Annotated in this window: 18 protein-coding genes, 1 pseudogene and 1 other annotated feature (1 of these 20 cut by a window edge); of the genes and pseudogenes, 18 read left to right on the top strand and 1 reads right to left on the bottom strand. The window is 35.9% G+C overall.

Annotated elements, in window-relative coordinates:
- Positions 1–51 (top strand) — a sequence feature (ribosomal protein L10 leader region) (it extends 97 nt beyond the left edge of the window).
- 77 nt (positions 52–128) lie between these two features.
- From rplJ to tuf, 10 genes are all read left to right on the top strand, one after another.
- The gene (gene rplJ / locus IEU88_RS09155; RefSeq protein ID WP_096810921.1) at positions 129–638 is read left to right on the top strand and encodes a 50S ribosomal protein L10; all 510 of its coding nucleotides are present in this window, start codon (positions 129–131) and stop codon (positions 636–638) included.
- Between the two features lie 43 nt (positions 639–681).
- On the top strand, positions 682–1,050 hold the full coding sequence (gene rplL / locus IEU88_RS09150; protein ID WP_096823951.1) for a 50S ribosomal protein L7/L12: 369 nt from the start codon (positions 682–684) through the stop codon (positions 1,048–1,050).
- Positions 1,051–1,299: 249 nt separating this feature from the next.
- The gene (locus IEU88_RS09145) at positions 1,300–1,908 is read left to right on the top strand and encodes a class I SAM-dependent methyltransferase (RefSeq protein WP_096810919.1); all 609 of its coding nucleotides are present in this window, start codon (positions 1,300–1,302) and stop codon (positions 1,906–1,908) included.
- 199 nt (positions 1,909–2,107) lie between these two features.
- Positions 2,108–5,659 (top strand): DNA-directed RNA polymerase subunit beta, encoded by a 3,552-nt coding sequence (gene rpoB, locus IEU88_RS09140; protein WP_103372869.1) that lies wholly within the window; start codon positions 2,108–2,110, stop codon positions 5,657–5,659.
- A 171-nt stretch (positions 5,660–5,830) separates the two neighbouring features.
- On the top strand, positions 5,831–9,424 hold the full coding sequence (rpoC, locus tag IEU88_RS09135) for a DNA-directed RNA polymerase subunit beta' (RefSeq protein WP_170006859.1): 3,594 nt from the start codon (positions 5,831–5,833) through the stop codon (positions 9,422–9,424).
- Between the two features lie 283 nt (positions 9,425–9,707).
- On the top strand, positions 9,708–9,962 hold the full coding sequence (locus IEU88_RS09130) for a ribosomal L7Ae/L30e/S12e/Gadd45 family protein (protein ID WP_103372868.1): 255 nt from the start codon (positions 9,708–9,710) through the stop codon (positions 9,960–9,962).
- Between the two features lie 93 nt (positions 9,963–10,055).
- Positions 10,056–10,478: a 30S ribosomal protein S12 gene (rpsL, locus tag IEU88_RS09125; protein WP_096810915.1), complete on the top strand. Its 423-nt coding sequence runs from the start codon at positions 10,056–10,058 to the stop codon at positions 10,476–10,478.
- A 71-nt stretch (positions 10,479–10,549) separates the two neighbouring features.
- Positions 10,550–11,020, top strand: a complete 471-nt coding sequence (rpsG, locus tag IEU88_RS09120) for a 30S ribosomal protein S7 (protein WP_019468564.1) — start codon at positions 10,550–10,552, stop codon at positions 11,018–11,020.
- Positions 11,021–11,138: 118 nt separating this feature from the next.
- The gene (fusA, locus tag IEU88_RS09115) at positions 11,139–13,229 is read left to right on the top strand and encodes an elongation factor G (protein WP_096810914.1); all 2,091 of its coding nucleotides are present in this window, start codon (positions 11,139–11,141) and stop codon (positions 13,227–13,229) included.
- Positions 13,230–13,445: 216 nt separating this feature from the next.
- Entirely contained in the window at positions 13,446–14,633 is a 1,188-nt protein-coding gene (tuf, locus tag IEU88_RS09110; protein ID WP_103372867.1) for an elongation factor Tu, read from the top strand.
- 287 nt (positions 14,634–14,920) lie between these two features.
- On the opposite strand, the pseudogene IEU88_RS09105 reads toward tuf, so the two are convergent.
- Positions 14,921–16,101: pseudogene (locus tag IEU88_RS09105) on the bottom strand (M20 family metallopeptidase).
- 191 nt (positions 16,102–16,292) lie between these two features.
- Between IEU88_RS09105 and IEU88_RS09100 the strand changes: the two are divergent.
- The 8 genes from IEU88_RS09100 to IEU88_RS09065 all read left to right on the top strand — a co-directional run bounded on the left by IEU88_RS09100 (position 16,293) and on the right by IEU88_RS09065 (position 23,728).
- A complete protein-coding gene (locus IEU88_RS09100; protein ID WP_103372866.1) occupies positions 16,293–17,480 on the top strand; it encodes a glycine C-acetyltransferase in 1,188 nt (395 codons plus the stop codon).
- A gap of 706 nt (positions 17,481–18,186) precedes the next feature.
- Positions 18,187–18,756 carry a GNAT family N-acetyltransferase gene (locus IEU88_RS09095; protein ID WP_096810910.1) on the top strand — a complete coding sequence of 190 codons (570 nt, stop codon included), beginning with the start codon at positions 18,187–18,189 and terminating at the stop codon, positions 18,754–18,756.
- A gap of 24 nt (positions 18,757–18,780) precedes the next feature.
- The gene (locus IEU88_RS09090) at positions 18,781–19,287 is read left to right on the top strand and encodes a GNAT family N-acetyltransferase (protein ID WP_096810909.1); all 507 of its coding nucleotides are present in this window, start codon (positions 18,781–18,783) and stop codon (positions 19,285–19,287) included.
- A gap of 160 nt (positions 19,288–19,447) precedes the next feature.
- Positions 19,448–20,152, top strand: a complete 705-nt coding sequence (locus IEU88_RS09085) for a CoA transferase subunit A (RefSeq protein ID WP_103372865.1) — start codon at positions 19,448–19,450, stop codon at positions 20,150–20,152.
- Entirely contained in the window at positions 20,145–20,801 is a 657-nt protein-coding gene (locus IEU88_RS09080; protein ID WP_103372864.1) for a 3-oxoacid CoA-transferase subunit B, read from the top strand. Before IEU88_RS09085 ends, IEU88_RS09080 begins: the two co-directional genes overlap by 8 nt.
- Before the next feature lie 159 nt (positions 20,802–20,960).
- Complete coding sequence (locus IEU88_RS09075; protein ID WP_096810906.1) at positions 20,961–21,377, top strand: hypothetical protein; 417 nt, start codon at positions 20,961–20,963, stop codon at positions 21,375–21,377.
- Positions 21,378–21,386: 9 nt separating this feature from the next.
- Positions 21,387–22,352 carry an ornithine cyclodeaminase family protein gene (locus IEU88_RS09070; protein ID WP_103372863.1) on the top strand — a complete coding sequence of 322 codons (966 nt, stop codon included), beginning with the start codon at positions 21,387–21,389 and terminating at the stop codon, positions 22,350–22,352.
- Between the two features lie 119 nt (positions 22,353–22,471).
- Positions 22,472–23,728: a DUF1958 domain-containing protein gene (locus IEU88_RS09065; RefSeq protein WP_103373709.1), complete on the top strand. Its 1,257-nt coding sequence runs from the start codon at positions 22,472–22,474 to the stop codon at positions 23,726–23,728.
- The last annotated feature ends 159 nt before the right edge of the window (positions 23,729–23,887 follow it).

Below are 23,887 nucleotides of genomic sequence, written 5' to 3'. Positions count from 1 at the left end.
ATCTTTCAAGCACTTTTTGCCGTGGGTAGAAAGTGCTTTTTTTATTGAGACAAAATTATTAGTTGTCGTGATTAATGGTTGTAATCAAGATTAAAAGCACCAAATAAAAAAACTATGGAGGTGTCTAAATGTCTGCTATCATCGAAGCTAAAAAACAACAAGTTGATGTAATTGCTGAGTCACTTAAAAATTCAGTATCTACTGTAATCGTTGACTATCGTGGTCTAACTGTTGCTGAAGTAACTGAATTACGTTCACAATTACGTGAAGCTGGCGTGGAATTCAAAGTATTAAAAAATACTATGGTTCGTCGTGCAGCTGAACAAGTTGGTTTAGAAGGTTTAAATGAACACTTAGTAGGTCCTACTGCAGTTGCTACTTCAACAGAAGATGTTGTTGCTCCAGCAAAAGTACTTGCAGGATTTGCAAAAGAACATAAAGCTTTAGAAATTAAAGTAGGTGTTATGGAAGGTTCTGTTATTTCAGGCGAAGAAGTTAACACAGTTGGTACATTACCATCACATGACGGTCTTGTTTCTATGCTTTTATCAGTATTACAAGCTCCAGTACGCAACTTCGCTTATGCGGTTAAAGCTGTTGGAGAAGATAAAGAACAAAACGAAGAAAGCGCTGAATAATTGCGCATAATTAACTAATCAAAATTAATGGAGGAATATTAAAATGGCTAATCAAGAACAAATCATTGAAGCAATTAAAGAAATGTCAGTTTTAGAATTAAACGACTTAGTAAAAGCAATTGAAGAAGAATTTGGTGTAACTGCAGCAGCTCCAGTAGCAGCAGCAGGTGCAGCAGGCGGCGGAGACGAAGCTGAAGAAAAAACAGAATTCGATGTTGAATTAACATCAGCTGGATCATCTAAAATCAAAGTCGTTAAAGCTGTTAAAGAAGCTACTGGCTTAGGATTGAAAGATGCTAAAGAATTAGTTGACGGAGCGCCTAAAGTAATTAAAGAAGGCTTACCAACTGAAGAAGCTGAAAAACTTAAAGAAACATTAGAAGAAGTTGGCGCTACAGTAGAATTAAAATAATTCTAGCTGGCTAACAGTTCATAATTATATATTGAAGATTATCCGAATTGCTTAATACATTAGCTGCTTCGGTACGTTGATTTTAAGTGTTATATGGATATTCTGAAATCTTTGAGAAATGAAAACCCCGTTATCGATATAACGGGGTTTTATCTTATTTGATCTATACCCCTCCAAGCATTTGTTAATAGCATCGCGTTATGGGTATAGTATTAATCTAAGACGAATTAGATTAAAAGAGGTGTAATCATGAGTCATTACTATGATGAAAATCCTGAAGTAGAAAGTGATGAACTTCCTTTTACGTATTCCTACAAAAATTATGATTTAAAATTAGTAACTGATTCAGGCGTGTTTTCTAAAGGGAAAATAGACTTTGGTTCAGATTTACTAATACGCACTTTTTTAAAAGAAAATCCCCCTGGGCCCACTAAAAAAATAATAGATGTTGGCTGTGGTTATGGACCGATTGGTTTGATGATTGCGAAAGTATCCCCGCATCATGAAATAACGATGGTTGATGTAAACCAACGTGCACTTGCTTTATCGGCCAAAAATGGAAAACTAAATCACATAGAAAATGTAGAAATTAAAGAAAGTGATGGTTTGTCGAAGGTAGAGGATAATGCTTTTGATGCAATCCTAACTAACCCACCAATTAGAGCAGGCAAAAAGGTAGTTCACAGTATTTTAGAAGATTCATTTAAAAAATTAAAATCAAATGGCACGCTTTATGTTGTTATTCAGAAAAAACAAGGTATGCCATCTGCTAAGAAGAAAATGGAAGAGACATTTGACAACGTGAAAGTCATAGAAAAAAGTAAAGGCTATTACATATTAAGCAGTGTAAAAGGTTGATTAAAAAGCACTGTTCTGATATAGTAATAGAATGTAAAAAATTATGTTCAATAAGTGTGTACTTTTACGTATAAATTAACAAAGTATATAAGGTGAAATAGAAAATGGTGTCATGAGGTATGCTACCGTTTTCTTTTTGTCTAATTATATTTGCTTATTTAGTAAAAGTAAACACGCAATTTTTGAGGGGTGAATCTGTTTGGCAGGTCAATTTGTCCAATATGGAAGACATCGTAAACGTAGAAACTATGCGAGAATTTCAGAGGTATTAGAATTACCGAATTTAATTGAGATTCAAACTAAATCTTACGAGTGGTTCTTAGAAGAAGGTTTATATGAAATGTTTAGAGACATTTCACCGATTGAAGATTTCACAGGTAATCTATCTTTAGAGTTTGTTGATTACAGACTTGGTGAACCGAAATATGATTTAGAAGAATCGAAAAACCGTGACACGACGTATTCTGCACCTCTACGTGTAAAAGTACGTCTAATCATTAAAGAAACAGGCGAAGTGAAAGAGCAAGAAGTGTTTATGGGTGATTTCCCATTAATGACAGATACAGGTACATTTGTCATTAATGGTGCTGAACGTGTAATTGTATCTCAACTAGTTCGTTCACCATCCGTATATTTTAATGAAAAACTAGATAAAAATGGTCGCACAAACTATGATGCAACAATCATTCCTAACCGTGGTGCATGGTTAGAATATGAAACTGACGCAAAAGACGTAGTATATGTACGCATTGATAGAACAAGAAAACTACCATTAACCGTGTTGTTACGTGCTTTAGGATTCTCTACAGATCAAGAAATCATTGATCTTTTAGGTGATAACGAGTACTTACGTAACACATTAGAAAAAGATGGTACAGAAAACACAGATCAAGCATTATTAGAAATTTATGAGCGTTTACGCCCAGGCGAACCTCCTACAGTTGAAAATGCTAAAAGTTTACTATATTCACGTTTCTTTGATCCAAAACGTTATGACCTAGCAAGTGTAGGTCGTTATAAAGCAAATAAAAAACTTCATTTAAAACACCGTCTATTCAATCAAAAATTAGCAGAACCTATTGTTAATACTGAAACAGGCGAAATTGTTGCTGAAGAAGGCACAGTCTTAGATCGTCGTAATTTAGATGAAATCATGGACGTATTAGAAGCTAACGCGAACAGTGAAGTGTTTGAACTAGAAGGTACAGTGATTGATGAGCCAGTTGAAATACAGTCAATCAAAGTGTATGTTCCGAATGATGAAGAAGGTCGTACGACTACAGTGATTGGTAATGCGTTCCCAGACTCTGAAGTGAAATGCATTACACCGGCAGATATCATTGCATCAATGTCTTATTTCTTTAACTTGTTAAGTGGTATTGGCTTTACAGATGATATTGACCACCTTGGTAACCGTCGTCTACGTTCAGTAGGTGAGTTGTTACAAAACCAATTCCGTATTGGTTTATCAAGAATGGAACGTGTTGTACGTGAAAGAATGTCTATTCAAGATACAGACTCTATTACACCACAACAATTAATCAATATTCGTCCTGTAATTGCATCTATTAAAGAATTCTTTGGTAGTTCTCAATTGTCACAATTCATGGACCAAGCTAACCCATTAGCAGAGTTGACACATAAACGTCGTCTATCAGCATTAGGACCTGGTGGTTTAACACGTAAACGTGCTCAAATGGAAGTACGTGATGTTCACTATTCACACTATGGTCGTATGTGTCCAATCGAAACGCCAGAGGGACCAAACATTGGTTTGATTAACTCATTATCAAGTTATGCACGTGTAAACGAATTTGGCTTTATCGAAACACCATACCGTAAAGTAGATATTGAAACAAACAGCATTACTGATCAAATCGATTACTTAACAGCTGATGAAGAGGATAGCTATGTGGTAGCACAAGCGAACTCTAATTTAGATGAAAATGGTCGCTTCTTAGACGACGAAGTTGTTTGTCGTTTCCGTGGTAATAACACAGTGATGGCTAAAGAAAAAATGGATTATATGGATGTATCTCCTAAACAAGTTGTTTCGGCAGCGACAGCATGTATTCCTTTCTTAGAAAACGATGACTCTAACCGTGCATTAATGGGTGCAAACATGCAACGTCAAGCGGTACCATTGATGAATCCAGAATCACCTTTCGTAGGTACTGGTATGGAGCACGTAGCAGCACGCGATTCTGGTGCAGCTATTGTTGCTAAAAATAAAGGACGTGTTGAGCACGTTGAATCTAATGAAATCCTTGTACGTCAACTTATTGAAGAAGATGGCCAAGAATACGAGGGAGAAATCGATCGTTACCCATTAGCTAAGTTCAAACGTTCAAACACAGGTACTTGCTATAACCAACGACCTATCGTTGCTACAGGTGATGTCGTAGCTAAAGGTGAAATATTAGCCGATGGTCCTTCAATGGAACTTGGTGAAATGGCGTTAGGTAGAAACGTAGTTGTCGGCTTCATGACTTGGGACGGCTATAACTACGAGGATGCTGTAATTATGAGTGAACGTCTAATGAAAGATGACGTTTATACTTCTATTCATATTGAAGAGTATGAATCAGAAGCGCGTGATACAAAACTAGGACCTGAAGAAATTACACGTGATATCCCTAACGTTTCAGATAGTGCACTTAAAAACTTAGATGACCGTGGTATTGTATACGTAGGTGCTGAAGTTAATGATGGTGACATTTTAGTAGGTAAAGTAACGCCTAAAGGTGTAACAGAATTAACAGCAGAAGAGCGTTTATTACATGCAATATTCGGTGAAAAAGCACGTGAAGTACGTGATACATCGTTACGTGTACCTCATGGTGCAGGCGGTATTGTTCTAGATGTTAAAGTCTTCAACCGTGAAGAGGGAGATGACACACTATCTCCAGGTGTAAACCAATTAGTACGTGTTTATATCGTTCAAAAACGTAAAATTCATGTTGGTGATAAAATGTGTGGTCGTCACGGTAACAAAGGTGTTATTTCTAAGCTAGTTCCTGAAGAAGATATGCCTTATTTACCAGACGGTACACCAATTGATATCATGCTTAACCCATTAGGTGTGCCATCACGTATGAATATCGGACAAGTATTAGAGTTGCACTTAGGTATGGCTGCTAAAAACTTAGGTATTCATGTCGCATCACCAGTATTTGATGGTGCGAGTGACGAAGATGTATGGTCAACAATTGAAGAAGCTGGCATGGCACGTGACGGTAAGACAGTATTGTATGACGGACGTACAGGTGAACCATTTGATAACAGAATTTCAGTCGGTGTTATGTATATGCTGAAACTTGCACATATGGTTGACGATAAACTACACGCACGTTCAACTGGACCTTACTCACTTGTGACACAACAACCACTTGGCGGTAAAGCACAATTTGGTGGACAACGTTTCGGTGAGATGGAAGTATGGGCACTTGAAGCTTACGGTGCTGCATACACACTTCAAGAAATCTTAACTTATAAATCTGATGATACTGTAGGTCGTGTTAAAACTTACGAATCTATTGTTAAAGGTGAAAACATTACTAAACCTGGTGTGCCTGAATCATTCCGAGTATTGATGAAAGAACTACAAAGTTTAGGCTTAGACGTTAAGATTATGGATGAGCATGACAATGAAATTGACATGCAGGATAATGAAGATGAAGACGCAGTAGAACGCAAAGTGGATCTCCAACAAAAAGGAGCACCACAATCACAAAAAGAAATTACTGACTAATACAATTCGCATTTAAGTTTATAAAAAGATTTACCGTATTGAGGTTAAGTATTGATTACTTGCCTCATTCTCGGTTTATCTATTATTGATATAGAGCAATCAATCAATTTGCACAGCTAATCTAAATTGAAGGAGGTAGGCTCCTTGATTGATGTAAATAATTTCCATTATATGAAAATAGGACTTGCTTCACCTGAAAAAATCCGTTCATGGTCTTTTGGTGAGGTTAAAAAGCCAGAAACAATTAACTATCGTACTTTAAAACCAGAAAAAGATGGTCTATTCTGTGAGAGAATTTTCGGACCTACAAAAGACTGGGAATGTAGTTGTGGTAAATACAAACGTGTACGTTATAAAGGTATGGTTTGTGACAGATGTGGCGTAGAAGTAACTAAATCTAAAGTACGCCGTGAAAGAATGGGGCACATTGAATTAGCTGCACCTGTATCTCACATTTGGTACTTCAAAGGTATCCCAAGTCGTATGGGTCTTTTATTAGATATGTCACCAAGAGCGTTAGAAGAAGTTATTTACTTTGCTTCATACGTTGTAGTTAACCCAGGACCAACTGGATTAGAGAAAAAGACATTATTATCTGAAGCAGAATTCAGAGAATACTATGATAAATTCCCAGGTCAATTTACAGCTAAAATGGGTGCTGAAGGAATCAAAGAATTACTAGATGAAATTGATTTAGACGCCGAATTAAAAGCGTTGCGTGATGAGTTAGAATCTGCAACTGGACAAAGACTTACACGTGCAATTAAACGTCTAGAAGTAGTTGAATCATTCAGACATTCTGGTAACAACCCAGCTTGGATGGTATTAGATGTACTCCCAATCATCCCACCAGAAATTAGACCAATGGTTCAATTAGATGGTGGACGTTTCGCTACAAGTGACTTGAACGACTTATACCGTCGTGTTATTAACCGCAATAACCGTTTGAAACGTTTGTTAGATTTAGGTGCTCCTGGCATCATCGTACAAAACGAAAAACGTATGTTACAAGAAGCAGTGGATGCATTAATAGATAATGGTCGTCGTGGTCGTCCAGTAACTGGACCAGGTAACCGTCCATTAAAATCACTTTCACATATGTTGAAAGGTAAACAAGGTCGTTTCCGTCAAAACTTATTAGGTAAACGTGTTGACTATTCAGGCCGTTCAGTTATCGCTGTTGGTCCTAGCTTGAAGATGTATCAATGTGGTCTACCTAAAGAAATGGCATTAGAGCTATTCAAACCTTTCATTATGAAAGAGTTAGTTCAGCGTGAAATTGCAACAAACATTAAAAATGCTAAGAGCAAGATTGAACGTATGGATGATGAAGTTTGGGATGTATTAGAAGATGTTATTAAAGAACATCCAGTTCTTTTAAACCGTGCACCAACACTTCACAGATTAGGTATCCAAGCATTTGAACCAACGTTAGTGGAAGGCCGTGCAATCCGTTTACACCCACTTGCAACAACAGCTTATAACGCTGACTTTGACGGTGACCAAATGGCTGTTCACGTACCGCTATCTAAAGAAGCACAAGCAGAAGCACGTATGCTAATGCTTGCAGCTCAAAATATCTTAAACCCTAAAGATGGTAAACCTGTTGTTACACCATCACAAGACATGGTATTAGGTAACTATTATCTTACTTTAGAGCGTAAAGATGCTGTAAATACTGGTACAATTTACAATGATACAAATGAAGTACTCAAAGCTTATGCAAATGGTTATGTGCACTTGCATACGCGTATTGGCGTACATGCATCATCATTTAACAACCCAACATTTACAGAAGAACAAAACAAAAAAATCTTAACAACATCTGTTGGTAAAGTTATCTTTAATGAAATCATCCCTGATTCATTTGCATATATTAATGAACCAACTAAATCTAATTTAGAAAACAGTACACCAGATAAATATTTCGTTTCTGCTACTGAATTAGGTGAAGATGGATTGAAAGCATACTTTGATAACCAAGAACTCATCGATCCATTTAATAAGAATTTCTTAGGTAATATCATTGCAGAAGTCTTCAATCGCTTCAGCATCACTGATACATCAATGATGTTAGACAGAATGAAAGACTTAGGATTCAAATACTCTTCTAAAGCGGGTATTACTGTTGGTGTATCTGACATTGTTGTATTACCAGATAAACAACAAATCTTAGATGAACATGAAAAATTAGTAGATAAAGTACAAAAACAATTTAACCGTGGTTTAATCACAGAATTTGAACGCTATAATGCAGTTGTTGAAATTTGGACAGATGCTAAAGATCAAATTCAAAAAGAATTGATGGGATCACTTGAAAAAACCAACCCAATCTTTATGATGAGTGACTCTGGTGCTCGTGGTAACGCATCTAACTTTACTCAGTTAGCAGGTATGCGTGGTCTTATGGCTGCACCATCAGGTAAGATTATTGAATTACCAATTACTTCATCATTCCGTGAAGGTTTAACTGTATTAGAGTACTTCATTTCTACTCACGGTGCACGTAAAGGTCTTGCCGATACAGCACTTAAAACAGCAGACTCTGGTTATCTTACGCGTCGTCTTGTTGATGTGGCACAAGATGTTATTGTTCGTGAGGAAGACTGTGGTACTGACCGAGGTTTACTTGTATCTGATATTAAAGAAGGTACAGAAATGATCGAACCATTCAGTGAACGTATTGAAGGCCGTTACTCAAAAGAAACTATCCGTCACCCAGAAACAGACGAAGTGATCGTTCGACCAGATGAATTGGTAACAGCAGAAATCGCTAAGAATATCACGGACGCTGGTATAGAAGAAATGTATATCCGTTCAGCATTTACATGTAACACACGTCATGGTGTATGTGAAAAATGTTACGGTAAAAACCTTGCTACTGGTGAAAAAGTTGAAGTTGGTGAAGCAGTTGGAACAATTGCTGCACAATCAATTGGTGAACCAGGTACACAGCTTACTATGCGTACATTCCATACAGGTGGGGTAGCAGGTAGCGATATCACTCAAGGTCTTCCTCGTATCCAAGAGATTTTCGAGGCGCGTAACCCTAAAGGTCAAGCAGTGATTACTGAAATTGAAGGTGTTGTTGATGACATTAGTGTTGCAAAAGACCGTCAACAAGAAATCGTAATCAAAGGCGAAAATGAAACTAAATCTTACCTGGCTTCAGGTACCTCAAGATTAAAAGTTGAAATCGGCCAAAGTGTTGAACGTGGTGAAGCTCTTACAGAAGGTTCAATTGAACCTAAGAACTTCCTATCTGTTTCAGGTCTAAATGCTACTGAAAGTTATTTATTAAAAGAAGTGCAAAAAGTTTACCGTATGCAAGGTGTTGAAATTGATGACAAACACGTTGAAGTTATGGTAAGACAAATGTTACGTAAAGTGCGTATCATTGAAGCTGGAGATACGAAATTACTTCCAGGTGCACTTGTTGACATTCATAACTTTACAGATGCTAACCGTGAAGCGTTCAAAGACCGTAAACGTCCAGCTACATCTAAACCAGTATTACTTGGTATTACGAAAGCTTCTCTTGAAACTGAAAGCTTCTTATCTGCAGCTTCATTCCAAGAAACAACACGTGTACTTACAGATGCAGCAATCAAAGGTAAACGTGATAACTTACTTGGACTTAAAGAGAACGTTATTATTGGTAAATTAATTCCAGCTGGTACAGGTATGAGACGTTATAGCGATGTTCAGTATGACAAAGCAACACCAGAAGAAGTTGTAGAAGATATTCAAACAACTGAAATCTAATGCTATTGTTAAAAAATGATTAGCGTATATTGTATTCATTATGAGTACTGTATTGATCCAGTCCAATATTAAAAATTAAAAGTATTTATACTAAATTTTTAAAACCTAATCCTTTTACAGAGGGTAGAAACAGAGATTAAATTTTATAAATTTAACCTTTGTTTCGCTCTCTTATTTTTAAAAAATAATTCCTGTAAAAAATGTTAATTAAAGTTGACTTAGCAGTAATTTAGATGTTATTATTATTAAGGTTGATGCAAGCAGAACTTTGGAGGATATTTAAATGTCTAATGAAAAAGTTGCACGCTTTAACAAACAACACTATGTTATTGGTCTTAAACAAACGCTCAAAGCTTTGAATAAAGATCAAGTTACATCATTGATTATTGCTGAAGACGTTGAAGTTCATTTAATGACTCGCGTATTAAGTCAAATCAATCACAAAGACATATCTATCTCATTTTTCGAAAGCAAACAAGCTTTAGGAAAATATGTAGGTATAAACGTTGATGCGACAATTGTTGCATTATTGAAATGAGATTAGTAAGATTTTTCTTACTAAATTTTATTTACCCTTAAAATGAACCACCTGGATGTGTGGGATTATAAAAGAAGAGAGGAGGACACATTCATGCCAACTATTAACCAATTGGTACGTAAACCAAGACAAAGAAAATCAAAAAACTATGATTCACCAGCATTGAACAAAAACTTCAATAGCAGAAAGAAAAAGTACACTACTTTAAATTCACCACAAAAACGTGGTGTTTGTACACGTGTAGGTACTATGGCACCTAAAAAACCTAACTCTGCGTTACGTAAATATGCGCGTGTGCGTTTGTCTAACAATATTGAAATCAACGCGTATATCCCTGGTATCGGCCATAACTTACAAGAACACAGTGTTGTACTTGTACGCGGTGGACGTGTAAAAGACTTACCTGGTGTGCGTTACCATATCGTACGTGGTGCACTTGATACTTCAGGTGTTGACGGTCGTAGAAAAGGACGTTCATTATACGGAACTAAAAAACCTAAACAAAATAAAAAATAAGTTTAAGATTGCGTAAATTTTCGTTATAAAGCATAAAAATATATTACAATTAGGAAGGGAGGATTTACATTATGCCTCGTAAAGGATCAGTACCAAAAAGAGACGTATTACCAGATCCAATTCATAATTCAAAATTAGTTACAAAATTAATTAACAAGATTATGTTAGATGGTAAACGTGGAACAGCTCAAAAAATTCTTTATTCTGCATTTGAATTAGTTCAAGAACGCAGTGGTCGTGAAGCTATCGAAGTATTTGAAGAAGCGATCGACAATATCATGCCAGTATTAGAAGTTAAAGCACGCCGTGTAGGTGGCTCTAACTATCAAGTACCTGTAGAAGTTCGTCCAGAACGTCGTACTACTTTAGGTCTTCGTTGGTTAGTTAACTATTCACGTCTTCGTGGTGAAAAAACTATGGAAGAACGTTTAGCTAACGAAATCTTAGATGCTGCAAACAACACTGGTGGTGCAGTTAAGAAACGTGAAGACGTTCATAAAATGGCTGAAGCTAACAAAGCCTTCGCTCACTATCGTTGGTAGGATAGTAGGTTTTTCCCTGAGCGTGTTCCAAAACGATAGTTTACTATCTAGGTGCATGTTTAGGGTATCGCCATATTTATAGTATTTATTCGCAGTTATACTGGAAGGAGAAAAATACATGGCTAGAGATTTTAGTTTAGAAAGAACTCGTAATATCGGTATCATGGCTCACATCGATGCTGGTAAAACAACTACGACTGAACGTATTCTTTACTATACTGGACGTATCCATAAAATCGGTGAAACTCACGAAGGAGCTTCACAAATGGACTGGATGGAACAGGAGCAAGATCGCGGTATCACAATTACATCAGCTGCAACAACAGCTTCATGGGATGATCACCGTGTAAACATCATTGATACACCTGGACACGTAGACTTCACTGTAGAAGTTGAACGTTCATTACGTGTACTTGATGGTGCGGTAACTGTACTTGATGCACAATCAGGTGTTGAACCTCAAACTGAAACAGTTTGGCGTCAAGCTACAACTTACAGCGTTCCTCGTATTGTTTTTGTAAACAAAATGGACAAATTAGGTGCGAACTTTGAATATGCTGTAAGCACTATTCATGATCGCTTACAAGCGAATGCGCAACCAATCCAATTACCAATTGGTGCGGAAGATGAATTTGAAGCAATCATCGACTTAGTTGAAATGAAATGTTTCAAATACAACAATGATTTAGGAACTGAAATTGAAGAAATTGAAATTCCTGAAGATCACAAAGAAAGAGCTGAAGAAGCTCGTGCAACACTAATTGAAGCAGTAGCTGAAACTAGTGATGAATTAATGGAAAAATACCTTGGTGACGAAGAAATTACTGTAGCTGAATTAAAAGATGCTATTCGTCAAGCAACTAATAATATTGAATTCTACCCAGTTCTTGTTGGTACTGCCTTCAAAAACAAAGGTGTTCAATTAATGCTTAACGCAGTAATTGATTATTTACCATCACCATTAGATGTTAAACCAATTGTCGGCCACCGTGCTGAAGACCCAGACGAAGAAGTTATCGCAAGAGCTGATGACGACGCTGAGTTCGCTGCATTAGCGTTCAAAGTAATGACTGACCCTTATGTTGGTAAATTAACATTCTTCCGTGTGTATTCAGGTACATTATCATCTGGTTCATACGTTAAAAACTCTACGAAGAACAAACGTGAACGTGTAGGTCGTTTACTACAAATGCACGCTAACTCTCGTCAAGAGTTAAACACAGTTTACTCAGGAGATATCGCTGCTGCGGTAGGTCTTAAAGAAACTGGTACTGGTGATACTTTATGTGGTGAGAAAAATGATATTATCTTGGAATCAATGGATTTCCCAGAACCTGTTATTCACTTATCAGTTGAACCAAAATCTAAAGCAGACCAAGATAAAATGACTACAGCTTTAGTTAAATTACAAGAAGAAGACCCAACGTTCCATGCGCATACTGATGAAGAAACTGGACAAGTTATTATCGGCGGTATGGGTGAGCTTCACTTAGATATCTTAGTTGATCGTATGAAGAAAGAATTTAACGTTGAATGTAATGTTGGTGCGCCAATGGTTTCATATCGTGAAACATTCAAGCAATCAGCAGAAGTTCAAGGTAAATTCGCTCGTCAATCTGGTGGTCGTGGTCAATACGGTGACGTTAAAATTGAATTCTCACCTAACGAAACAGGTGCAGGTTTCGAATTCGAAAACGCTATCGTTGGTGGTGTAGTTCCTCGTGAATACATTCCATCAGTTGAAGCAGGACTTAAAGATTCAATGGAAAATGGTGTATTAGCTGGATATCCATTAATTGATGTTAAAGCTAGATTATTTGATGGTTCATACCACGATGTCGATTCATCAGAAATGGCCTTCAAAATTGCTGCATCAATGGCACTTAAAGAAGCTGCCAAAAAATGTGATCCAGTTATCTTAGAACCAATGATGAAAGTAACAATCGAAATGCCTGAAGAATACATGGGCGACATCATGGGTGACGTAACTTCTCGTCGTGGACGCGTTGATGGTATGGAACCTCGTGGTAATGCACAAGTTGTAAATGCTTTTGTACCACTTTCAGAAATGTTCGGTTATGCAACTGCATTACGTTCTAACACACAAGGTCGTGGAACATACACAATGTACTTCGATCACTATGCAGAAGTTCCAAAATCAGTTGCTGAAGATATTATCAAGAAAAACAGTGGTAATAAAGCTGAATAATTAAACTTGTATTGTTTAGCGCTAGTCTGTACAATACATGTAAAGTTTAATTATGTAGTTTACAGTTTTATCAATTGATTTTTTTGGGAAAATGCATTATAAAGGTACTGTACAGTCCTTTTAAACCTAAATAAATCATTTTCTCATGATGGTGAGAAACTGTCATGAGAGATAAATTTTACAATTAATTTTCTAACGAATAGGAGAGATTTTATAATGGCTAAAGAAAAATTCGATCGCTCAAAAGAACATGCCAATATTGGTACAATCGGACACGTTGACCACGGTAAAACTACTTTAACAGCTGCTATTGCAACTGTTTTAGCAAAAAATGGTGACGCTGTTGCACAATCATACGACATGATTGACAACGCTCCAGAAGAAAAAGAACGTGGTATTACAATCAATACTTCTCACATCGAGTATACAACTGACAAACGTCACTATGCTCACGTTGACTGCCCAGGACACGCTGACTATGTTAAAAACATGATCACTGGTGCTGCTCAAATGGACGGAGCTATCTTAGTAGTATCTGCTGCTGATGGCCCAATGCCACAAACGCGTGAACACATTCTTTTATCACGTAACGTTGGTGTTCCAGCATTAGTTGTATTCTTAAACAAAGTTGACATGGTTGACGATGAAGAATTATTAGAATTAGTAGAAATGGAAGTTCGTGACTTATTAAGCGAATATGACTTCCCAGGTGACGATGTACCTGTAATCTCTGGTTCAGCATTAAAAGCACTTGAAGGCGACGCTGACTATGAGCAAAAAATCTTAGACTTAATGCAAGCGGTTGATGACTTCATTCCAACTCCAGAACGTGATTCTGACAAACCATTCATGATGCCAGTTGAGGACGTATTCTCAATCACTGGTCGTGGTACTGTTGCTACAGGCCGTGTTGAACGTGGTCAAATCAAAGTCGGTGAAGAAGTTGAAATCATCGGTATGCAAGAAGAATCAAGCAAAACAACTGTTACTGGTGTAGAAATGTTCCGTAAATTATTAGACTATGCTGAAGCTGGTGACAACATTGGTGCATTATTACGTGGTGTTGCACGTGAAGATATCCAACGTGGTCAAGTTTTAGCTGCTCCTGGTTCAATTACACCGCACACAAGCTTCAAAGCAGAAGTTTATGTTTTATCTAAAGATGAAGGTGGACGTCATACGCCATTCTTCAGTAACTACCGCCCACAATTCTATTTCCGTACTACTGATGTAACTGGTGTTGTTACTTTACCAGAAGGTACTGAAATGGTTATGCCTGGCGATAACGTAGAAATGCAAGTTGAATTGATTTCTCCAATCGCTATTGAAGACGGTACTCGTTTCTCAATCCGTGAAGGTGGACGTACTGTTGGATCAGGCGTTGTAACTGAAATCTTCAAATAAGATAGTTTATCTTAAAAATAGATTAAGAGGGTCTCCAATATTGGAGGCTCTTTTTTTAGACACTATGCTAAACAGGACTGGTTTTTATATCAGTCCTGTTTTTTGATACAAAAAAAGCGCAAAATCTCTATAATTTAAATATCCGACCAAATAAATTAAGGAGAGATTATGCGCCTATGAATTATTTTATATCAAAGACACTTCGAATTGAAAATTGAACGCTTTGGAATAAGTATATTTTTGAATTTTACCAGCCATTGTTATTTTATATGGGTTTAAGATGTTAGTTATGTTGTAGGTTGGCTAATTACGTTTTCTAACTCTAATATTTTTAAGAATTGACTAGCCGTGTATTTCATAGCTTTTTCATCTAAATTGAAATAAGGACTGTGGTGCGGATATGTGGTATTTTTTCAGGATCGCCACAGCCAGTTAAAAAGAACGCACCTGGACGTACTTTTTGGTAATGTGAAAAGTCTTCACCAATCATCATCAGTTCTGATTCATTAAATCTTAAATTCATATCATTAGTAGCTTGTTTTACAATTTCATAGCATGTCGGATTGTTATGGACTGGTAAATAACCTTTGATATAATCCAAATCATATGTGATATCGTTTGCGACAGCCAATCCTTGTAATAATTTATCCATTTTATTCATGACATGGGCTTGTATCTCTGTATCAAATGTACGAACCGTTCCTTTACAAAATGCACTGTCTGGTATGATGTTATCTGCTGAACCAGCTTGCACCATTCCAAAACTGATGACAGCTTGCTTTACTGGATCGATAGTTCGAGATACAATCTTTTGTGCACTCATAATAAATTCAGCCATAATCACAACAGGATCAATGGTTTCGTGTGGTTTAGCACCATGACCGCCTCTGCCATGTATTGTCACATTGAATTCATCTGGGGATGCCATCATAGCACCTGGTCGAGAATAAATCGTACCAGTTGGGTAACCACTCCATAAATGATTACCATAAATTCTATCTACATTTTGTAAACAGCCATCATCAATCATTTCTTGCGATCCGCCGGGCATAATTTCTTCACCATATTGGAAGATTAATACTACATTGCCATTGAGCGCATTTTGATGTGCTTCGATGATTTCTGCAACGGCTAATAATATTGCAGTATGACCATCATGCCCACAAGCGTGCATAGCACCTGGATTTTTAGATTTATAATCTAAATCAGTCAATTCGTCGATAGGTAATGCGTCAAAGTCAGCACGTAAAGCGATTGTAGGCCCATCGCCATGACCTGTAAATGTCGCAACGATACCATTTCGTCCAACCGGTGAACGTACTTCACATGATAATTGGCTGAGTTGATTGAGGATGTAATCACGTGTATGATACTCCTCGAATGATAATTCAGGATATTGATGTAAGTAACGACGCACTTGAATCATTGAGTTTTCTTTTTCTTTAGCTAGTTGAAACCAGTCAAACAACTTCAACCCTTCTTTCTTAAAAATGATTACTCCATTATACCATTTTAAATGACTTAACTGTAGAGCCAATGATTATCATAGCAATTAAATCGTAGAAAACGCTTTACTGTTTAAGATGATTCTACTTTCCTGTTGATAAAAAATGGGGTATGATAAGCATAACATTAGATAACTCAAAGGGGGACATTGCAGTGGTACAGTCACTACATGACTTTTTAGATGAAAATATTCAATATTTGAAAGATAACGGATTATATAATGAAATTGATACAATTGAAGGCGCTAATGGGCCAGAAATTACTATTAATGGAAAAAATTATGTGAACTTATCATCAAATAACTATTTGGGACTAGCAACAGATACAGATTTAAAACAAGCAGCAAAGGATGCCATCGATACACATGGTGTAGGCGCGGGCGCCGTACGCTCAATCAACGGCACCTTAGATGTGCATGATGAATTGGAAGCAACACTTGCAGAATTTAAAGGAACTGAAGCAGCTATTGCGTACCAATCTGGATTCAACTGTAATATGGCTGCCATTTCAGCAGTTATGAATAAAAATGACGCGATTCTTTCAGATGAATTAAACCATGCTTCTATTATTGATGGTTGTCGTTTGTCTAAAGCAAAGATTATTCGTGTTAACCACTCAGATATGGTTGATTTACGTGCTAAAGCGAAAGAAGCTGTAGAATCTGGACAATATAACAAAGTTATGTATATTACTGATGGTGTATTTAGTATGGATGGTGACGTAGCTAAGTTACCAGAAATCGTTGAGATTGCAGAAGAATTTGGCTTAATTACTTATGTCGATGATGCACATGGATCAGGTGTCATGGGTAAAGGTGCTGGAACAGTTAAACATTTCGGATTACAAGATAAGATTGATTTCCAAATTGGTACATTATCAAAAGCCATCGGTGTTGTTGGTGGTTATGTAGCAGGCACGAAATCATTAATCGATTGGTTAAAAGCGCAATCTAGACCATTTTTATTCTCAACATCATTAGCACCTGGAGACACGAAAGCAATCACAGAAGCTGTAAAAAAATTAATGGCATCTACAGCGTTACATGATAAACTTTGGGAAAATGGTAATTACTTGAAAGATGGCTTACAAAAATTAGGTTTTGATATTGGTAATTCTGAATCGCCTATTACGCCAGTAATTATAGGTGATGAAAAAGAAACACAAACATTCAGTAGTCGCTTAAAAGACGAAGGTATCTATGTGAAATCTATTGTTTTTCCAACAGTACCTAAAGGTACGGGTCGTGTACGTAATATGCCAACAGCAGCGCATACAAAAGAAATGCTTGACCAAGCATTAGCTGCATATGAAAAAGTAGGTAAAGAATTAGGAACTATTTAAAGAACGATATAAAGCTAGAGTCCAATGGTATTTTATGCCAGTCATACTTGATGGGAACTTGAAAAAAGCTATCATTTCTAAATCATTTTGTTACCATACTTAGGCAGCGTAGATGACTCTTTAAAAACGCAATATAAGTGTGTTGAGGGTTCTAGTTATGATAATCGTAAGAAATGCCTGAGATATTTATGTATCTCAGGTTTTTTTATGATATTGACAGTAAGGTGATTATAAAGTGGAATATGAAATGCCATTCCTTTATTAATTGAGCTATGAAGCGTGCAACAGCTTTAGATTATGTCATCTATATATGAAGTATAGTCGTTCTGATGTAAGCATGTTAGTGCTTATATCTTTTTTCTAAATTAACAAAGAATGGGTTGAAGAACGCAATTTTTAGAAAAAGAGGTTATATTCTTTATGCTTTCGTTTTTTGACTTTTGAATAGGGTATGATTTTAAGATAGGTCGTTGATTTTATAGAAAATTATATGATTGTGATGCATTAATAATAAAAATGAATTATGGAAGAAATGATAGAAAATAAAATCGTAAAAAATGATTTTAAAAACTATGTTATATAATGATTAAAAGTAATGTATTTGATTGTTTATATAGGTGTCTCATCGTTTCAAATTAAAAGGTTGATTTTATACCAAACGATGTTATAGTTTGGTTGCTAAAGCCTTTTATTAAGGGGTTTTTGAATGAATAATAATTTAGGGTTGCAATTCAGTACACAACGTCTTATCATTAGACCGTTGGAAGAAAAAGATTATGAATCTTGGTTGTCTGGGTTTGTCAATCGTCATGCTTCTCAATATAAATATGACAAAGGACAAATAGATATGTCAGATGCGACAGAACCTTGGTTTGCAGCAATGATACAAAAGCATCAACAAGCGATTGAAGCAGATGATTTATATATTTTTGCTGTCTTTGATAAAGCTGGGCATCACTTAGGCATGCTTAATATTAAAAATTTAAGCCGAGACCAATTTCAATGGGCAGAAATAGGTTATTTTATTCATAACCAATATTGGCGTCAAGGTTACGCTTATGAAGCTTTAACTGAACTTATTAAACAGACGAAAGAAACATTAAAGTTTCACAGAATTGAAGCCCATATTAATTTGGATAATCAGCCTTCAATACAGCTCATTGAAAAAGTTGGCTTTGAATTTGAATGTCTGCGTAAAGGATTTATTTTTGAGCATGGTGCGTGGACAGATCATTACGTATTTTATCTTAATACCCATGACGAACCGATTGAATAGCGACTAAAGGGAAGGAGTGTCAACATGGTTGAATTTAGAGAGTTAACAATGAGTGACGAATCATTATATTGTGATTATATGAAAGAATGGATTGATCACGATGAAATGGTAGTGCCTGAGATTACGAATATCACCAAGTATAGTAATTTTGAAGAAATTGTTCACGAATTAGCAGATAACAAATCTAATGATGAGTCGGTAGATAACACAACATTGTTTTTAATTGACGATGATAAAATCATTGGTGCTGCCAATATTCGTCATAATTTGAATGAAAAATTGAAAGTTATTGGTGGCCATGTTGGCTACGGTATTCGTAATAGTTATCGAGGCAAAGGCTTTGGTAACAAAATTTTGAAAAAGTCATTAGATTATTTATCACGCATTGGCGTACAAGAAGCTTTAATTACTTGTGATAAAGATAATGAAGTTTCTGCATCTGTTATCTTACACAATGGGGGAGAAGAAATTGAACCCTCTATCTTAGAAGATGGTACAGTAATTCGTCGTTTCCAAATCGAAATTGCATAGTCCAAAATAGTCTAAAAGTTGTCAGTTATTATTACTGGCAACTTTTTTGTTTATCTAAAATGAAAACGCCAACATCAATTAAAAGACTTCAGAAATAATTTCAAGTATAATTGTTTTTAATACTAGGTATTAATTTTAAATATAGAAATGAGGTTTTACAATGTCAAAGGTAATTCAAGATATACATAGTGCGTTTGACCACTTAAAAGATGGCATGACAGTACTTGCTGGAGGATTTGGTTTATGTGGTATACCGGAACATGCTATTGAAGCAATTCGTTCAAAAGGTACTAAAAAACTAACTGTAGTAAGCAATAACTGTGGTGTCGAAGATTTTGGATTGGGTCGCCTATTAGAGAAAAAACAAATCGATAAAATGATTAGTTCATACGTAGGTGAAAATAAAATATTTGAACAACAGCTGATTAATGGTGAATTAGATGTAGCGTTAACACCACAAGGTACTTTAGCTGAAAAACTACGTGCAGGCGGTGCAGGCATACCTGCTTTTTATACAAAAACAGGTGTAGGTACATTAATTGCTGAAGGTAAAGAAACGCGTGGATTTGACGGAGAAACATATGTCATGGAACGTGCTATTAAAGGTGATTTTGGGATTGTAAAAGCGCAAAAGGCGGATACCTTTGGCAATTTAGTGTTTGAAAAGACTGCACGTAATTTTAATCCTTTATGTGCCATGGCAGCTCAAACCACAGTCGTTGAAGTTGAAGAAATTGTTGAACTAGGAGACATTGATCCAGATGACGTGCATATGTCAGGCGTATATGTAGACTTTATATATTTAGGAAAGGATTATGAAAAACGTATAGAAAAACGTACAGTGAAGGAGGCTAACCATGGATAAACAAGCACAACGCAAGAAGATTATTCAACGTGCTGCACGAGAAATCAAAAGCGATATGGTGATTAATTTAGGTATCGGGATGCCCACGCTTGTAGCTAATGAAATCAATGATCATGTGGAAAACGTCTTTTTCCAATCTGAAAATGGATTACTAGGTATTGGACCTTATCCGACGGAAGATGAAGTGAATCCTGATTTAATCAATGCTGGTAAAGAAACAGTAACTGCTGCTAAAGGTGCGTCTTATTTTGATAATGCAGAGTCATTTGCCATGATTCGTGGCGGGCATATCGATTTAGCTATTCTTGGCGGTATGGAGGTATCAGAAACAGGCGATTTAGCAAATTATATGATACCTGGCAAACTAGTTAAAGGCATGGGCGGTGCGATGGATTTGGTCGTTGGCGCGCAAAAGGTAGTTGTAATTATGGATCATATGAATAAACACGGACAGTCAAAGATTAAATCAAAATGCGAATTGCCATTAACTGGTGCGGGCGTTGTTAATACATTGATTACAGATTTAGCTGTTTTTAAATTTGAAGATAATGTTATGAAATTAATAGAGATCCAAGAAGGTGCAACACTCGAACAAATACAAACAAATACTGATGCTTATTTTGAAAACTGTTTGAATGATCAACTTTAAAACCAACGAATGTGGAAATCATTAAAAGTGCTGTTAAGTGATCACTGGAATTCGTTTAAATCCATAATGGGGTGTTTAAACATAAGCGTCATTTTGGAAAAATGTATGTTATTGTAAACATAAGCATACAGAACTAACGACAAAGGTGAGGATATAAGTATGAAGCAACATTCAGAAGTGAAGAGCTTTGGTATTGCCATCTTATTGGCAGCTGCTTCAGATTTATTGCAAAACAGTTTTTATCATAGGCTGATATTAATGGCAGCTATTTTAGTAATGATTTATAGTTTGATTACCCATTTAAAGTTTACGATATATCAAATTAAACATGAAGAAAGAACTCATAAATCATGGTTTAGTGTGAAAATAGATTATTGGCTATTATTTGCGAAAAATATATTGGCTTTAGGGTCGTTATTAGCGATATACTTTGTTTCGGTGTATGTAAACAATCAATTCGCATGGTTGATTATCCCTTTACTGATTGTATTGATGATTGGGCTCATTATGTTCGAAAGTAAATTGAATAAAAAGAGTGGTATTCTAGAATCAGAAAGTGAAAGTGTTGAAGAATAGGGGTGACTTATGGAATTTATTGATGCAAATGAACAAGCACAATTATTAAATATGGAAGAAGTTGTTGAAGCGGTGGCGGAATCTTTAAGTGCTTATTCTGAAGGTAAAACTGATACGCCATTGCGCTACGCTTTACCTTTCAATGGAGATAACCGTTACCTTGTCATGCCTGCTTTATCGGATGAGTTAAAAATTGTTGGCCTTAAAACAGTAACAGTCGCGCCAAATAATACGACAATTGGTAAAAACACGATAGTAGGGTCTGTAATATTATCAGATTACGAAACTGGAGAAACATTAGCTGTATTAGAAGGTTCGTACTTAACTAAGATACGTACAGGTGCCATATCGGGGGTAGCCACAAAATATCTGGCACGTCAAAATGCAGAAACGTTATGTGTGATTGGGACTGGCGATCAAGCGCAGGGACTGATTGAAGCCGTATGTGCTGTTAGAGATATTAAATATATCCAACTGTATAATAGAACATATCGTAAAGCAGTAACATTTGCTGAAGCCGTTCAACATAAATATCCTTCTATAAATATTGAAATAATGGAAGCTGTAAATGACGCTATAACCAATGCAGATATTATTGTCACTGCTACAAATGCGGTGAGGCCAGTTTTTAGTCAGCCATTAAAAGCGGGTGTCCACGTTAATGCGGTAGGTTCATTTAAGCCTGATATGCAAGAGTTACCTTCACAAGCAATAGCAAATGCAGATAAAATTGTCGTAGAAGCATCACAAGCAGCATTAGAAGAAACAGGCGATTTAATTACTCCGCTGAAAGAAGGTCTGTTTAGTCAGGAAGATTTATACGGTGAATTAGGTCATATTGTTAAATCAAATTTACCTGGACGTGAATCCGAAGATGAAATAACGATTTTTAAATCTGTTGGTGTAGCTATCGTTGATATTGTTGTTGCTAATTATTTTTATCAAAAGCGTCAGAAAAAGAAACTGTGTCTATAATGATTGTATATAATAAGCAGTAAAATTTTGAAAGTTTATAGTAAAATGAATGAGCGTTTTATTGTAGATCTCTATAGTATAATATATGTATTATTTTATACTTATAAGGATATATTACAATGAAACGTTTTTTTATTCTATTATGTTTAATTAATATTTTTATATTTCCCTCGCAAATGCATGCAGAAACCTCTATTGATGTCACAAAGTCTTACGGCATCGAAATGAGTTCATTTTATCAACCTAAAGGAAGTATTGTCGCAGATAGCCATACTGGTAGAATTTTATGGGAAGAAAACATTGATCGGAAATGGCCTTTAGCAAGTATGTCTAAGCTAATGACTTTGACATTTGTATTAGATAAAATTAAAGAAGGTACATTACCTTTAGATAAAAAGATCACTGTCACCGTAGATGAGGAAGTCTTTAGTCAACACCCTTTGTTAAGTAATAATAAAATGCAAAAAGGTGCAGTTTACAGTGTTGAAGAACTTATTTATCTTACGGTTGTGCCTAGTTCTAATGTAGCTACGCGCATGCTAATGCAACAAGTAGAGCCTGACATGCGTCAGTTTGTAAAAGGCATGAATCAACGTGCTAAAGATTTAGGTATGAGAAATACTTATTTTACAAACCCATTTGGCGCTGAAAATGCAATAGTTGGTAAACAATATTTGCCTACAGGATTTGCTTTAAATGAAGATAATATTTCAACTTCTAGAGATTTTGCAAAATTAGCATATTATATGATGAATACTTACCCTAACATAACAAAATATACGAAACATGCGACTTATGTTAGTAAACCGAACACTAAATTAGAAGAACAGTTTCACACATATCTCCATTCATTAAAAGGGGATGTACATGAATATCCAGGCACAGACGGGTTAAAGACTGGTTCAAGTGGACATGCTGCATATAATTATACTGCTACTGTCCAAAAAGGTGGTTTTCGAATTGTGCAGGTGTTGTTGGGCGTTGGACATTGGGACGTGGATGATTCTGAGTATAAGCGTCATGTGATAGGTAATGCTTTATTGGATAGAGTATATGAACGATATCAATATAAAGAAGTGCTTTCAAAAGGGATGCATTATATAAATGGAAGATGGTATAAAGTCGAACAACCATTAAAAGATGTAGTAGAAAAAGATAAGCCAGTGCGCTTTGAAATCTTGAATAATAAAATAACTGTACTTGACCCAGATAGACACTATTTAACAAGCGATATGAAACCCCCGAGCGTGGTTGTGACCCCATTAACGAATTATAAAACTTTTATTATAAGCGGTGCGTTTACCCTGTTTATGATGATTTGTATATTGATATTACTTAGTTTAATTCGTAAGCACCGACACAAATACATGAGTTAATCGTGTTTTTGTTCAATTATTATTACAATTTTACCTCTTTTTCTTTTGATTTGTAATGCAAACTTGTTAAACTTGAACTTAAATAAGAAAATACGAAATAAACAATATATTGTCATATATTGTTTATCACATGCTTGTAATTATTTTATTTAATTAATA

Origin of the sequence: Staphylococcus nepalensis, from assembly GCF_014635045.1 — a bacterium.
GTDB lineage: Bacteria > Bacillota > Bacilli > Staphylococcales > Staphylococcaceae > Staphylococcus > Staphylococcus nepalensis.
This window is presented reverse-complemented; position numbering and strand designations above follow the sequence as displayed.

Bases quoted from the DNA above. Each gene is read 5' to 3' on its own strand.
- rplJ (WP_096810921.1), top strand. From the start codon at position 129: ATGTCTGCTATCATCGAAGCTAAAAAACAACAAGTTGATGTAATTGCT.
- rplL (WP_096823951.1), top strand. From the start codon at position 682: ATGGCTAATCAAGAACAAATCATTGAAGCAATTAAAGAAATGTCAGTT.
- IEU88_RS09145 (WP_096810919.1), top strand. From the start codon at position 1,300: ATGAGTCATTACTATGATGAAAATCCTGAAGTAGAAAGTGATGAACTT.
- rpoC (WP_170006859.1), top strand. From the start codon at position 5,831: ATGAAAATAGGACTTGCTTCACCTGAAAAAATCCGTTCATGGTCTTTT.
- IEU88_RS09130 (WP_103372868.1), top strand. From the start codon at position 9,708: ATGTCTAATGAAAAAGTTGCACGCTTTAACAAACAACACTATGTTATT.
- rpsL (WP_096810915.1), top strand. From the start codon at position 10,056: ATGCCAACTATTAACCAATTGGTACGTAAACCAAGACAAAGAAAATCA.
- rpsG (WP_019468564.1), top strand. From the start codon at position 10,550: ATGCCTCGTAAAGGATCAGTACCAAAAAGAGACGTATTACCAGATCCA.
- fusA (WP_096810914.1), top strand. From the start codon at position 11,139: ATGGCTAGAGATTTTAGTTTAGAAAGAACTCGTAATATCGGTATCATG.
- tuf (WP_103372867.1), top strand. From the start codon at position 13,446: ATGGCTAAAGAAAAATTCGATCGCTCAAAAGAACATGCCAATATTGGT.
- IEU88_RS09095 (WP_096810910.1), top strand. From the start codon at position 18,187: ATGAATAATAATTTAGGGTTGCAATTCAGTACACAACGTCTTATCATT.
- IEU88_RS09090 (WP_096810909.1), top strand. From the start codon at position 18,781: ATGGTTGAATTTAGAGAGTTAACAATGAGTGACGAATCATTATATTGT.
- IEU88_RS09085 (WP_103372865.1), top strand. From the start codon at position 19,448: ATGTCAAAGGTAATTCAAGATATACATAGTGCGTTTGACCACTTAAAA.
- IEU88_RS09080 (WP_103372864.1), top strand. From the start codon at position 20,145: ATGGATAAACAAGCACAACGCAAGAAGATTATTCAACGTGCTGCACGA.
- IEU88_RS09075 (WP_096810906.1), top strand. From the start codon at position 20,961: ATGAAGCAACATTCAGAAGTGAAGAGCTTTGGTATTGCCATCTTATTG.
- IEU88_RS09070 (WP_103372863.1), top strand. From the start codon at position 21,387: ATGGAATTTATTGATGCAAATGAACAAGCACAATTATTAAATATGGAA.
- IEU88_RS09065 (WP_103373709.1), top strand. From the start codon at position 22,472: ATGAAACGTTTTTTTATTCTATTATGTTTAATTAATATTTTTATATTT.